14 protein-coding genes are annotated in these 12,995 nt (G+C 68.8%); 9 read left to right on the forward strand and 5 right to left on the reverse strand.

Going from position 1 to position 12,995, the window contains the following annotated elements; all coding sequences use genetic code 11:
• The first annotated feature begins 280 nt into the window (after positions 1–280).
• From typA to V6M51_RS04025, 3 genes are read left to right on the forward strand one after another with little or no spacing between them, the layout of a single operon-like run.
• Positions 281–2,113 (forward strand): translational GTPase TypA, encoded by a 1,833-nt coding sequence (gene typA / locus V6M51_RS04015; RefSeq protein WP_332764845.1) that lies wholly within the window; start codon positions 281–283, stop codon positions 2,111–2,113.
• Positions 2,114–2,116: 3 nt separating this feature from the next.
• Entirely contained in the window at positions 2,117–3,424 is a 1,308-nt protein-coding gene (locus V6M51_RS04020; RefSeq protein ID WP_332764847.1) for a sensor histidine kinase, read from the forward strand.
• Positions 3,424–3,789, forward strand: a complete 366-nt coding sequence (locus V6M51_RS04025; protein WP_332764848.1) for a response regulator — start codon at positions 3,424–3,426, stop codon at positions 3,787–3,789. Before V6M51_RS04020 ends, V6M51_RS04025 begins: the two co-directional genes overlap by 1 nt.
• Positions 3,790–3,967: 178 nt before the next feature.
• Here the strand turns inward: V6M51_RS04025 and V6M51_RS04030 are convergent, their stop codons facing one another.
• Positions 3,968–4,423, reverse strand: coding sequence for a GNAT family N-acetyltransferase (locus tag V6M51_RS04030; protein ID WP_332764850.1), 456 nt, complete (start codon positions 4,421–4,423; stop codon positions 3,968–3,970).
• A gap of 40 nt (positions 4,424–4,463) precedes the next feature.
• On the opposite strand from V6M51_RS04030, the gene V6M51_RS04035 reads away from it, so the two are divergent.
• Together V6M51_RS04035 and V6M51_RS04040 are read left to right on the forward strand one after the other, a co-directional pair.
• Entirely contained in the window at positions 4,464–5,633 is a 1,170-nt protein-coding gene (locus V6M51_RS04035; RefSeq protein WP_332764851.1) for an aminotransferase, read from the forward strand.
• A 90-nt stretch (positions 5,634–5,723) separates the two neighbouring features.
• On the forward strand, positions 5,724–6,431 hold the full coding sequence (locus tag V6M51_RS04040; RefSeq protein WP_332764852.1) for a hypothetical protein: 708 nt from the start codon (positions 5,724–5,726) through the stop codon (positions 6,429–6,431).
• Here V6M51_RS04040 and V6M51_RS04045 read toward each other — a convergent pair.
• Positions 6,428–7,204, reverse strand: a complete 777-nt coding sequence (locus tag V6M51_RS04045; protein WP_332764854.1) for an AraC family transcriptional regulator — start codon at positions 7,202–7,204, stop codon at positions 6,428–6,430. The two genes, V6M51_RS04040 and V6M51_RS04045, sit on opposite strands and share 4 nt — an antisense overlap.
• Positions 7,205–7,277: 73 nt before the next feature.
• On the opposite strand from V6M51_RS04045, the gene V6M51_RS04050 reads away from it, so the two are divergent.
• Both V6M51_RS04050 and V6M51_RS04055 read left to right on the forward strand, forming a co-directional pair.
• Complete coding sequence (locus V6M51_RS04050) at positions 7,278–8,036, forward strand: VOC family protein (RefSeq protein ID WP_332764856.1); 759 nt, start codon at positions 7,278–7,280, stop codon at positions 8,034–8,036.
• Positions 8,033–8,701 (forward strand): O-methyltransferase, encoded by a 669-nt coding sequence (locus tag V6M51_RS04055; protein ID WP_332764858.1) that lies wholly within the window; start codon positions 8,033–8,035, stop codon positions 8,699–8,701. The genes V6M51_RS04050 and V6M51_RS04055 overlap by 4 nt, the downstream gene beginning before the upstream one ends.
• On the opposite strand, the gene V6M51_RS04060 is transcribed toward V6M51_RS04055, so the two are convergent.
• On the reverse strand, positions 8,698–9,156 hold the full coding sequence (locus tag V6M51_RS04060; protein WP_332764859.1) for a GNAT family N-acetyltransferase: 459 nt from the start codon (positions 9,154–9,156) through the stop codon (positions 8,698–8,700). The two genes, V6M51_RS04055 and V6M51_RS04060, sit on opposite strands and share 4 nt — an antisense overlap.
• Positions 9,156–9,920 carry an SDR family oxidoreductase gene (locus tag V6M51_RS04065; protein WP_332764861.1) on the reverse strand — a complete coding sequence of 255 codons (765 nt, stop codon included), beginning with the start codon at positions 9,918–9,920 and terminating at the stop codon, positions 9,156–9,158. The genes V6M51_RS04060 and V6M51_RS04065 overlap by 1 nt, the downstream gene beginning before the upstream one ends.
• Positions 9,921–10,012: 92 nt before the next feature.
• Here V6M51_RS04065 and V6M51_RS04070 point away from each other — a divergent pair, with 92 nt between their 5' ends.
• Positions 10,013–10,978, forward strand: a complete 966-nt coding sequence (locus V6M51_RS04070) for an alpha/beta fold hydrolase (protein ID WP_332764863.1) — start codon at positions 10,013–10,015, stop codon at positions 10,976–10,978.
• A 21-nt stretch (positions 10,979–10,999) separates the two neighbouring features.
• On the opposite strand, the gene V6M51_RS04075 is transcribed toward V6M51_RS04070, so the two are convergent.
• Positions 11,000–11,341, reverse strand: coding sequence for a hypothetical protein (locus V6M51_RS04075; RefSeq protein ID WP_332764865.1), 342 nt, complete (start codon positions 11,339–11,341; stop codon positions 11,000–11,002).
• 136 nt (positions 11,342–11,477) lie between these two features.
• Between V6M51_RS04075 and V6M51_RS04080 the strand changes: the two genes are divergently transcribed.
• On the forward strand, positions 11,478–12,953 hold the full coding sequence (locus V6M51_RS04080; RefSeq protein ID WP_332764866.1) for a M20 family peptidase: 1,476 nt from the start codon (positions 11,478–11,480) through the stop codon (positions 12,951–12,953).
• Positions 12,954–12,995: the final 42 nt, after the last annotated feature.

Genomic DNA, 12,995 nt, shown 5'->3' on the forward strand with positions numbered 1-12,995 from the left:
GGCAGAGGCGTCAGCGACGCCTCACAGTTCGAACATATACAGTGCGACGCACAAAACAACAACTGAAAATGTGTTTTAGCCATCACATTTCCTGAAAGCACTGAAAAAAATCGTTACAAAACAGCCGGGTTGTAATTCACCTGCTGATGAAGAAAATTGGTGCGGCGCACAATAGCTGCACAATGCCAATGTGCGGCGCGGCGAGAAGGCGCTGGCTTAATGGTCCGGCCTCGCCTACAAGCGCCCGCTTCTCCAGATAGGGCCCTCCCCGGGCAATTCAATGTCGCTCCGCAACATCGCCATCATCGCCCACGTCGACCATGGGAAAACCACCCTCGTCGACCAACTCCTCGCCCAGTCGGGTGTGTTCCGCGCCAACGAGGCGACGGTCGAACGCGCCATGGACTCCAATGACCAGGAGCGCGAACGCGGGATCACCATCCTGGCCAAGTGCACCAGCGTGCTCTGGCATGGCGAGGCGGGGGAAACCCGCATCAACATCATCGACACCCCCGGCCACGCCGACTTCGGCGGCGAGGTCGAGCGGATCCTTGGCATGGTGGACGGCTGCGTCCTGCTGGTGGACGCCGAAGAGGGCGTCATGCCCCAGACCAAGTTCGTGCTGGGCAAGGCGCTGAAGATGGGCCTGCGGCCGATCCTCTGCCTCAACAAGGTCGACCGGGCCCACGCCGATCCCGACCGGGTTCTGAACGACGCCTTCGACCTCTTCGCCGCCATGGGCGCGACGGACGAGCAGCTCGACTTCCCGCACATCTATGCGTCCGGCAAGAACGGCTGGGCGACGCTGGACATGGCCAAGCCGAACGACAACCTGGCCCCGCTGTTCGACATGATCGTCCGCCACGTGCCCGAGCCCAAGGCCGTGGCGCAGAAGGACGGCCCCTTCCAGATCCTCTCGGTGCTGATCGAGAACGACCCGTTCCTGGGCCGCCTGCTGACCGGCCGCATCGAGAGCGGCAAGGCCACCCCGGGCCTGGCGATCCACGCCCTCGGCATCGACGGCAAGGAAGTCGAGCGCGGCCGCATCACCAAGGTGCTGGCCTTCCGCGGCCTGAAGCGCCAGCCCATCGAGGACGCCGAGGCCGGCGACATCGTGGCTATCGCGGGCCTGTCGAAGGCCACCGTGGCCGACACCCTGTGCGCCATGGACGTCACCCAGGCCCTGCCCGCCCAGCCGATCGACCCGCCGACCATCTCCATGACCGTCTCGGTGAACGACAGCCCGCTGGCCGGTCGCGAAGGCGACAAGGTGCAGAGCCGCGTGATCCGCGACCGCCTGCTGAAGGAAGCCCAGTCCAACGTCGCCATCCGGGTGACCGAGACCCCGGACAAGGACGCCTACGAGGTGGCCGGCCGCGGCGAACTACAGCTGGGCGTGCTGATCGAAGGCATGCGCCGCGAGGGCTTCGAGCTCTCCATCAGCCGTCCGCGGGTGGTCTTCCAGACCGATCCGGAGACCGGAGCGCGCCTGGAGCCCATCGAGGACGTGATGATCGACGTCGACGACGAGTTCAGCGGCATCGTCATCGAGAAGCTGTCGGCCCGGAAGGCCGAGCTGAAGGACATGGGCCCGTCGGGCGCGGGCAAGACCCGCATCAGCCTGATGTCGCCGTCACGCTCGCTGATCGGCTATCAGGGCGAGTTTCTCACCGACACCCGCGGCTCGGGCGTGCTGAACCGCGTGTTCAGCCACTACGAGCCCTACAAGGGCGCCATCGACGCCGGCCGCAAGGGCGTGCTTGTGTCGAACTCCGACGGTGAAACCGCGGCCTACGCCCTATGGAACCTGGAAGAGCGCGGCACGATGTTCGTGGGCGGCGGCGAGAAGACCTACCAGGGCATGATCATCGGCGAGAACAGCCGGGCCGACGATCTCGACGTCAATCCGATGAAGGCCAAGCAGCTCACCAACGTCCGCGCCTCCGGCAAGGACGAGGCGGTGCGCCTTACCCCGCCGCGCCGGCTGACCCTCGAACAGGCCATCGCCTATATCGAGGAAGATGAGCTGGTCGAGGTGACGCCGAAGTCGATCCGCCTGCGCAAGCAGGTGTTGAATCCGTCCTTCCGCAAGCGTCGCGTCAAGGAAGAGTAGGGTGTGACGCGGGATCCGGCTGAAGTCTCAGGGTCCCATCGTCAAGCCGCGCGCGAGCGGGCCTTCCGCCTGCTCGCCATCACGGTCGCCGCCCTGTTCCTGGCCTTCGCCTGCGTGGGCGGCGTCTTCGTCTGGTACGATCACAGCGCCCGCCTGGTGGCCCACACCCACGAGGTGCGCAACGGTATCGCCGATGTGCTCCAGGCGCTCACCGACGTGGAGTCCGCGCAGCGCGGCTATGTGCTGACCGGTGATCGCAGTTTCGTCGAACAGGTCGAGGATGGGCGCCGGCGCGCCGAGGCCGAACTCGACGCCGTCGACATCCTGACCGCCGACAATCCCCAACAGCAGGTGCGGATCATCACCCTGCGCACCCACATGGACAGGCGACTGGCCGTGGTCGACGAGACCGTGGCCCGACGCCGGTCAGGCGACGCCGTGACCGCCATCCGCACCATCCGGCGAGGCGAGGGCGTGGCGGCGATGGCGGCCGTGCGCCGCATCGTCACCGAGCTGGAGGCCGAGGAGGCGCAGCTGCTGGCCCAGCGCGCGCGTCAGGCCATGGTCATCCGCGGCGCCCTCATCGTGCTGCTTGCGGGCTTCGCCCTGGTCCTGACCTTCCTGTTCGTAAAGGCCCAACGCGAGCTCAGCCTGGACCGCGAGGTCGAGGCCGACACTGTCGAGCAGCTGCGCGCCCTGCTGGCCGACCGATTGCTCCTGCTCGACGAGGTCAACCACAGGGTCAAGAATTCGCTGCAGCAGATCGCCAGCGTGGTGCGCCTGCAGTCCCGATCGGTCTCCGACGGCGCGGCCCGGGAGGCGCTGGAGAAGACGCTGGACCGGATCATGGCCGTGGGCCGGGTCCACGAGCAGCTCTACAAGTCCGGGGGTCAGGTCGGCGCCTTCGACGCCGGCCACTACGCCGAGGCCCTGGCCCGCGACCTGGTGGACTCCCTCGGCCGGGAGGACGTGCAGCTGACCACGGAGGTCGGGGCCCATGTCCTGGACCTGAAACAGGCTGTGCCGCTGGCGCTCATCCTTAATGAGCTGGTCACCAACGCCTTGAAATATGGCTGCCCAACCGATAGGCCATGCCGAATTCACGTCAGCTTTGGAACTGACGGCGAGGACTATCGCTTGAGCGTGTCCGACGACGGCGTGGGCCTACCCAAGGGTTTCACCCCGCGATCAAAGAAAAGCTTGGGAATGAGGGCCGTAGAGGCCCTCGCGAGGCAGTTGGGTGGGCGCCTTGTCGTCGAACAACCGGAAGCCGGCGCGGCCTTCGCCGTGATCTTCCCGAGGAACCAATGATGACCATGCGTATCATGGTGGTTGAGGACGACGCCCTAATCGCGCTCGATATCGTCAGCCTGCTTGAAGACATGGGCCACCTGGTGGTGGCCGAGGCCGCCGACGCCTGCACCGCCTATGAACTGGCCCAAGGCGACCGTCCCGACGTCGCCCTGGTCGATATCCGACTGGCGAAGAACACCGACGGCGGCAAGCTGGCCCAGAAGCTCTACGACCTGTTGGGGGTGCGCTCGCTGTTCGTCTCCGGCTCGATCACCGAGGACTTCCGAACCAAGATGGCCGCGATCAACCCAGTCGGCTTCCTGGGCAAGCCGGTGACCCGCCGCACCCTGGGCGACGCCCTGCGCGGGGTTACGCAGCACTAGGGCCCGATCCAGACGCGCCCTTTTCCTCACCCGCTTGCGGGGGAGGGGGACCGCCGAAGGCGGTGGAGGGGGCGGCCTCAAGCACCGAGCCCAGTCTCGCCCCGTCCACCATCCTGGCGGATGGTCCCCCTCCCCCATTCGCTCCGCGATGTGGGAGGAAAAGGACGGCAAGACGCTCCTACCCCAGCACCAGCTCCATGAAGACGTCCGCGCGCGCGTAGGGCGTGTCCGCCGGCGGCAGGTCCACGAAGCCCATGGACCGGTAGAGGCCGAGCGCCGGCCCCAGGCTGGAATTGGTCTCCAGATAGAGCCTCGGCGCGGCGCGCTCACGGGCCTTGTCGATGCAGGCCTGCATCAGGATCTTGCCCAGCCCCGCGCCGCGAGCGGCCTCGGTCACCGTCATCTTGGCCACCTCGAAACCGCCGTCGGCCATGGCGATCAGACCGACGCAGCCGATGATCTCGCCGTCCCGCTCGGCCATGAAGACGTGGCCGCCCTTGGCGATGATCTTGCCGGTCGGATCGTCCAGGACCTCGCGGTCCTTGGGCTCGATGGTGAAATGCTTGCCGATCCACGCCTCGTTCAGCGTGCGCCAGGCTTCGGCGTGCCGGGGTTCGAAATCGACGATCTCCATGGCTGGGATATTGGCGCCGAACCTGTGCTAGGCAACGGTCATGGCGAATCCTGTCTTCGCAAACCTGCCCACGACCATCTTCGAGGAGATGTCCGGGCTCGCGCGCCAGCACGGCGCGGTCAATCTCGGCCAGGGCTTCCCCGACGATCCCGGCCCCGAAGCGATCCGCGCCAAGGCCGCCGAGGCGGTGATGCACGGCTACAATCAGTACCCGCCCATGGCCGGTCTGCCTGAGCTGCGCGAGGCCGTCGCCCGCCACTACGCCCAAACGCAGGGCTTGGACTTCGACTGGGCGAGCGAGATCACCATCACCTCGGGGGCCACCGAGGCCCTCGCGGCGACCTTCCTGTCGCTGATCGAGCCCGGCGACGAGGTGGTGACCTTCCAGCCGCTCTATGACGCCTATCTGCCGCTGATCCGCCGGGCTGGCGGCGTGCCGAGGCTGGTGACGCTGAGCCCCCCTCACTGGCGCTTCGACCGCGCCATGCTGGAGGCGGCCTTCACCGAGAAGACCCGGTTCGTGGTCCTCAACAACCCGATCAATCCAGCCGGCCTTGTCCTGCCGGAAGAGGACCTGGCCCTGTTGGCGCAGTTCTGCGTCGCCCACGACGTCATCGCCATCTGCGACGAGGTCTGGGAGCAGGTGATCTTCGCCCCGGCCCGGCATCGGCCGCTGATAGCCTTCCCCGGCATGCGCGAGCGCTGCGTGAAGATCGGCTCGGCCGGCAAGATGTTTGGCTTGACCGGCTGGAAGGTGGGCTTCCTGTGCGCCGCGCCGGCGCTCACCCACGCGCTGGCCCGCGCCCACCAGTTCCTCACCTTCACCACCCCGCCCAACCTGCAGGCCGCCGTGGCCTGGGGCCTGGACAACAGCGCCGACTGGTTCGCCCGGATGCCGCTGGACCTGGCGCGATCCCGCGATCGGCTGGCGGAGGGCCTGGCGCGCGAGGGCTTCGTCAGCCTGCCGACCCAGGGGACCTATTTCCTCAATGTGGACCTGCCGGCCTCGGGCGTCGCCGAGCCCGACCGCGCCTTCTGCCTGCGGGCGGTGACCCAGGCGGGGGTGGCGGCCATTCCGGTCTCGGCGCTCTATGAGCAGGACCCCGTGACCACCATCCTGCGCCTTTGCCTGGCAAAGGCCGACGCCACCCTGGACGCCGGGATCGAGCGCCTGGCCCGGGCGCGGGACCTGGCTCGGGCGCAGGGTTAAAATCTATCTCGCAGGTTGTCTGCGTTTCACGCGCTCTCCGACAGGGCCTATGCTGCCGGCAGGATCTGTGTGGGTGTTGAAGGACGACCGATGAAGCTCCGTCAGAAGCATGCGGTGCTGGCCGCCGTGACCGTGGCGACCCTGTTCGCCGGCAGCGTGGCCCAGGCGCAGAGCTATGAGCGTTACGCCTCCGCGCCCGCCTATGACAGCGCCCGCTACGGCTCGGCCGACCCCTGCCGGCGCACCGCCGGCAACCGCGCCCTGGGCTGGGGCCTGTTCGGCCTGGTGGCGGGCGGCTTCGCCGGCGGCGCGGTCGCCGCGGCCGGTGTGGTGGCCGAAGGCGCGGCCCTCGGCGCCTTGGCCGGCACGGTGATCGGAGCCAAGGCGGGCGCGGCCTCGGCCGCCTGCGAAACCGCCGCCTATTGGAACCATCCCGCCTATCAGAGCTATCAGGACGAAGCGCCGCCGCCGGCCTATGACGACCGCCAGTACGGCTCCGGGTACGGCGACGATCGCGGCTACGACTCGGGCTACGATGACCGCCAGGACTATCGTCGCGAGTACGAGCGCGCGCCGGCCACCTATTACGAGCGTCGGGTGACCCCGAACTCGAGCTACGAGTACCGCTCCAGCTACTCGTCCTCCACCACCTATGGCGGCGCGCGCTACAACGCCTATAGCGACCGTTCGCGCTGCTGCCACGAGCCGCACCGGGAGCATTACGACTCCTATCGGTCCTATGACGACCGTGATCGCCATGAAGCCCCGCCGCCACGCGATCCGTACAGCCGCGACTAGGGGCGTTGCTGGGGCCGATAGCGGCCCGGCGTGGTTCCGAACGCCCGCTTGAAGGCGGCGATGAAGGCCGAGACGCTGTCATAGCCGCAGTCGAGGGCCGCCTGGGTCACCGGGACCCCGGCGCTCAGCGACACCACCGCCTGCTGCATGCGCACCCGGCCGCGCCAGGCCTCGGGCGAGAGACCGGTCTGGGCCAGGAACAACCGCTGCAAGGTCCGCACGCTGGCCCCCGCGCCGCGCGCCAGGTCGGCGAGGGGCGTGGTCGCCTCCGGCTCGGCCAGCAGGCGCTCGGCGAAGCCCCGGGCGCGGGGGTCGGTGGGCAGGGGTAGGACCAGGGGCGCGGTCTCGCCGGCCGCCAGCAGGTCCAGCAGCAGCCCCTCCAGCCGGTCGTGGGCGGGATCGCCGACCCGCAGCATGCCGATGCGGACGATGTGCAGGATCAGCTCGCGCAGCAGAGGCGCGACCTCCAGGGCCCGGCATGCCGCCAGCCGCTCATCGGCGCCGGTCGGGGCCAGGTAGAGGGTCCGCATGGCCACGGTTCCGCGCATCCTGATCTCGTGCGGCGTCCCACCTGGCACCCAGATCGCGCGGGTGGGCGGCACCAGCCAGGCGGCCTGCGGCGTGGCCACCGACATCACCCCGCTGGCGGCGTAGACGAGCTGACCCCAGGGGTGGGTGTGCCGATCCAGCCGATGGCCGTCGCGATAGGTCACGGCCAGGCCGCGAACCGGAAGGCCGTCGGGGTCGCGAGCATTTTGGCGTATTGACGACATTTATCGTCAGACTATCGCAAGCGCGCCGCTCCGGGAACCGCCTAGGCTGGCCCCGCCATCCAAGGAGCAGGCCATGACCGCCACCCTGCGGCACTTCGCGATCAACGCCGACGACGTGCCCCGCGCCAGGGCCTTCTACGAAGGCGCGTTCGGCTGGACCTTCACCCCCTGGGGGCCGCCGGGCTTCTACCAGACCCGCAGCGCCGGCCCGGGCTTCGTCGGCGCCCTGCAGGGCCGCCGCGACATCGCGGGGCAGGTCATGCCCAGCGTCGAGCTCACCTTCGGTGTCGAGGACGTCGAGGCGGCGGTGGCGGCGATCGAGGCGGCCGGCGGCAAGGTCACCATGCCGCCCTTCCACATCGAGACCGTCGGCCACCTGGCCTTCTTCCAGGACACCGAGGGCAATATCGCCGGCGTGATGCAGTACGAGCGCGACGCCATCCCGGAGGGGGCGCCCGCCACGCCGGGCGTGGCCCAGCTCCGCCACGTCTCGATCAACGCCGACGACATTGGCCGCGCGAGGGCCTTCTACGAGCAGGTGTTCGGCTGGACCTTCACGCCCTGGGGCCCGCCGGACTTCTTTCAGCTTCATGGCGCCGGCGTCGGCGGGGCGCTCCAGGCCCGCCACCAGGTCGAGGGCCGCGCCCTGCCCGGCCTGGCCGTCAGCTTCGGCGTCCCGGACATCGAGGCCGCGGTCGTCGGCATTCCCACAGCCGGCGGCGCGGTGCTCTCGGCGCCATTCCACATCCAGGGCGTCGGCCACCACATCTTCTTCCAGGACAGCGAGGCCAACCTCTTCGCCGCCATGCAGTACGAACGGAACGGACAATGAGCGTGCTCACGGACACGGCGCTGCAGGCGCGGATCGATACGCTCCATACCCAGAGCGCGGCGCAGGAAGCCGAGACCTATCGCTACTTCGGCGAACGGGCGGAGAAGGGCGACCTGAGCTGGGATGGCCTCGACGCCGACGCCAACCGCTTCATGGCCGACAAGATGGTGGCCCTGGAGCCGGAGAAGGCCGAGCTGTGCTGGCTGCTCTGCCGGTCGCTCCAGGCCCGGCGGGTGGTGGAGATCGGCACCTCCTTCGGGGTCTCGACCCTCTATCTGGCCGACGCCGTCCGGGCCAATGGCGGCGGCGTGGTGATCGGTACGGAGTACGAAGCCGCCAAGGCCGCCGCGGCGCGGGCCAACTTCGCGACGGCGGGCCTGAGCGACCTCATCGACCTGCGCGAAGGCGACCTGCGCGAGACCCTCAAGGTGATCGAGGGGCCGGTCGACTTCGTGCTGATGGACATCTGGACCGAGATGGCGCGCCCGGCCCTGGAACTGGTCGCGCCGCACCTGCGCACGGGCGCCATCGTCGTCGCCGACAACACCACCCAGTTCCGCCACGCCTATCGGCATTTCTTCGAATTCGTCGAGGATCCGAAGAACGGTCTGAAGAGCCTCACCCTGCCCTATGCCGGCGGGTTGGAGCTGGTGGTGAAGGTCTAGGCCGGCGGGCGCTCATAGAAGATGTCCACCTCGTCGCGAGCAGTCTCCGCGAACCCGAACCGGGCGTAGAAGCGGTTAGCGGCGCTTTCCTGGAGAACGGTCAGCCTGACCGCCAACGCCTGGGCGTCGCTCTCCGCCAGCAGGCTCGCAAGGACGTCCGCGCCCAGGCCCACCCCCTGGTGGTCTGGGTGGATGTAGAAATGCTCAAGCCGGAACCAGCCCGGCGCGTCCGGGCCGAACGCGACGCAGCCGGCGAAGGCCTCGCCCCGCCAGATCAGCCGCGTGTGCTCGGGCCGAAACTGCTCGACCATCCGCCGCCGGGCGCGCTCGGGATCGAAGCGGTCGATCCGCTCCAGACTCGGGCGCATGGCCGCGATCCGGAGTTCGACCAGCCGCTCCAGGTCGGCGGCGGCGGCGGGCGAGAACCGGAAACCATTCTCCCCGCCGTCCCCCATCAGGACGTCGAACCGCCGTCGATGACGATGGTCTGGCCGGTCATCCAGGAACCGGCCTTCGAAGCCAGGAACACCGCCCCGCCGGCGATGTCGTCGGGCTCGCCGAGGCGGCGCAGGGGCGTGCCGGTGGAGGCGCGGGCCTCGCCGGCCGGGGTGTCCCACAGCGCCTTGGCGAAATCGGTTTTCACCAGGCCCGGCGCGATGCAATTGACGCGGATGTTATGGGGCGAAAGTTCCTGGGCGAGGTTGCGCGCCAACTGCATGTCGGCCGCCTTGGAGATGGCGTAGGCGCCGATCACCGGGGTGCCGCGCAGGCCGCCGATCGACGAGATGATCACGATCGCCCCGTCCTTCCGCGCCTGCATCTCCGGCGCGACCATGTTGATCAGCCAGTTGTTGGCGATGACGTTGTTCTCGAGGATCTTGCGGAACTGGTCGTCGCTGATCCCGCTCATCGGGCCGTAATAGGGGTTCGAGGCGGCGTTGCAGACCAGGATGTCGACCTGGCCGAAAGCCGTCTTCGTCTCGTCGACCAGCCGCTGAAGGTCTTCCTTCGAGGAGATGTTGGCCGGCACGGCGATGGCCGCGCCCGGATGCTTGGCGTTGATCGCCGCGGCCACCTCTTCGCAGGGGCCGGCCTTGCGCGAGGAGATCGTCACCTTGGCGCCATGCTCGGCCATGCGCTCGGCGATGGCCTTGCCGATCCCGCGCGAGGACCCCGTGATGACGGCGACCTTACCGGTCAGGTCGAACAATTCACCCATGGCGCTTCCTTCCAAACATGTGTTTGATTTTATGGCCGCCATTTGCGGCGCCGGGCGACGTTGGGTCAAGTCCGGGTTGGGGAGCGAAATCCATGCCGGACTTCCGCGAAATCAAACTGCCCGAGGTCACCCTGCGCGCGGCGATCGAGGGTGAGGGGCCGCTGGTCCTCATGGTCCACGGTTTCCCGGAGAGCTGGTACAGTTGGCGCCACCAGATGGGGCCCGTGGCGGCCGCCGGCTTCACCGCCTGCGCCATCGACGTGCGCGGCTATGGCGGGTCCTCGCGGCCCCATCCTATCGAAGCCTATGACATGGAGCACCTGGTCGCCGACGTGGCCGGAGTGATCGAGCAGCTCAGCCCCGACGCCCCCGCCGTGCTGGTCGGCCACGACTGGGGCGCGCCCATCGTCTGGAACACCGCGCTGATCCGCCCCGACCGGGTGCGCGCCGTCGCAGGCCTGTCGGTGCCCTATCTGGGCGTACCCAAGCGGCCGTTCTCGGACCTGATCGACACGGTTTTCACCAGCCGCGGCAAGTTCTTCTACCAGGCCTGGTTCCAGAACGTCGGCCCGGCTGAGGCCGAACTGGAGGCCGACGCGCGCGACGGCCTGCGCAAATTCTACTACGCCATCAGCGGCGACGCCCCGGACGGAACCTGGCCCACCGACAAGGTCCGCGGCCAGAGCCTGCTGGAAGGCCTGGTCGATCCCGACCCGTTCCCCGCCTGGCTGACCGACGCCGACCTCGACTACTACGTGGCCGAGTTCGAGCGCTCGGGCTTCCGCGGCCCGATCAACCGCTATCGCAACCACCAGCGCGACTTCGAGTACCTGTCCAAGTTCGAGGGCCGGAAGATCGAGCAGCCGTCGCTGTTCGTCGGCGGCGAGCGCGACCTGGTGCTCAGCATGCTGGGGCGCGGCGACCTGGTGGCCATGATGAAGGCCGAGATGACCGACCTGCGCGGCGCCGACGTCCTGCCGGGTTGCGGCCACTGGACCCAGCAGGAACGGCCCGCCGAGGTCAACGCCCGCCTGCTGCCCTGGCTGGCCTCGCTCTGAGGTGGCCCGCCGTCGCCGCGCCTAGTGCGGCCGGGCCTCGGGCTGGGCGCCCGCCGCCTTGCCGGTCGCGGCCTCGGGCCGGGCGGAGAAGATCACCTCGCCGGCGGTGACCTGCGGCTCGCCGGTGTAGAGATCCGACAGGTTCTCCTTGACCCAGCTGATGGCCCGATCCTTGACGCGCTCGGCGTCCTCGCGGGTCTCGAACATGGTGACCGACAGGCCGACCCCGTCGCCGGCGTCCACGATGTGGTAGCCCTTGAAGCCGGTGGCCGACTGCAGAAGCGGCACGAGGCCGGCTTCGGCGCGCTTGGCGGCCTCGGCCGTCGAGCGCAGGTTTTCGATGCGACGCGTGATGATGAACATGGGGACCTCCCTGGTCGCCCCCTCCCGCGGCGCGGACCATAGCACGCCGGCGCGCCGGCCGGGTCCGGGCAGACGTAGGGCGGACTTCACTTCCCCGTGGGCAACAGCCTAGGTTGGCGACATTCGGGAGAGCTCCATGAAACTCATCGGTAAGATCGCGCTTGGCGCGCTGGCGCTGGTCGCGCTGCTGGTCGTGGTGATCGCGGTGCGAACCCTGACCTACAAGACTCCGGCCTCGGCCGATCTGGGCGGGGTGAAGCTCGCCGCCCCAGTGGCGGTCGACCGCGCCAAGGCCGCCCAGCACCTCTCCCAGGCCATCGGCTTCCAGACCGTCAGCCACCAGGACAAGGCCGACGACCAGCCGGAGCAGTGGGACAAGCTCCATGCCTGGCTGCAGGTCACCTATCCGGCCGCCCACACGGCCATGACCCGCGAGGTCATTTCCGACCACACCCTGGTCTACACTTGGCAGGGCTCCGACCCGTCCCTGGCCCCCATCGTGCTGATGGCCCACCAGGACGTGGTGCCGGTGACGCCGGGGACCGAAGGCGACTGGAAGCATCCGCCCTTCGGCGGGGTGATCGCCGACGGCGCGGTCTGGGGCCGCGGGGCGATCGACGACAAGGGCTCGCTGGTCACCCTGTTCGAAGGGGTCGAGACCCTCGCCGCCGCCGGCTTCAAGCCGAAGCGCACGGTGATCCTGGTCTCCAGCCACGACGAGGAGGTGCGCGGCCAGGGCGCTCGGGCCGCCGCGGCCCTGCTGAAGTCGCGCAACATCACCGCCCAGTTCGTCCTCGACGAGGGCATGGCGATCATCTCCGACAACCCGATCACCGGCGGCCCGGTGGCCCTGATCGGGGTCGGCGAGAAGGGCTACGGCACGCTCTCCGTCATCGCCAAGGCGCCCGGCGGCCACTCCTCGGCGCCGCCTGAGGGCTCCGGCGGGGTGGTCGTCCTGTCCCGCGCCCTGGTGAAGATCGCCGAGGCCCAGTTTCCGCTGAAACTCGACGGCCCCGGCGCGGCCATGTTGCAGGTCCTGGCGCCGGAGGGCTCCTGGCCGATCCGGATGGCGGTGGCCAACCGCTGGCTGTTCGAGCCGGTGATCCGATCCCAGGTCGCCGCCACGCCGGCGGGCGCCGCCCTACTGCACACCACCATCGCGCCCACCATGCTGAAGGGCAGCCCCAAGGAGAACGTCCTGCCGCAGGACGCCACCGCCTGGATCAACTATCGCATCGCGCCCGGCGACACGGCCCAGGGGGTGCTCGACCACACCAAGGCCGCGGTCGGCGACCTGCCGGTGGACATCGCCTGGCTGAAGGCCCCGGACGAGCCCTCGCCGGTCTCTTCGACCAGCTCGGACAGCTGGAAGATCCTCGCCGCCTTGGCGGGGGAGTCGGCCAAGGCGCCGGTGGCCCCGGGCCTGGTCACCGCCGGCACCGATAGCCGCTACCTGCAGCCGGTGGCCAAGGACGTCTACCGCTTCCAGCCGATGCTATTCTCGCTCGAGGGCATCTCGATGATTCACGGAACCAACGAGCACATGACGCTGGAGAATCTGGAACGCGCCGTTCAGTTTTATGCGCGATTGATCGCCACCGCCGCCGGCTAGCCCCTTGCGGATAGGCGCGGGGCGACGCACGTTCCGAGCAAC

Origin of the sequence: Phenylobacterium sp. (assembly GCF_036677185.1) — a bacterium.
Classification (GTDB): domain Bacteria; phylum Pseudomonadota; class Alphaproteobacteria; order Caulobacterales; family Caulobacteraceae; genus Phenylobacterium.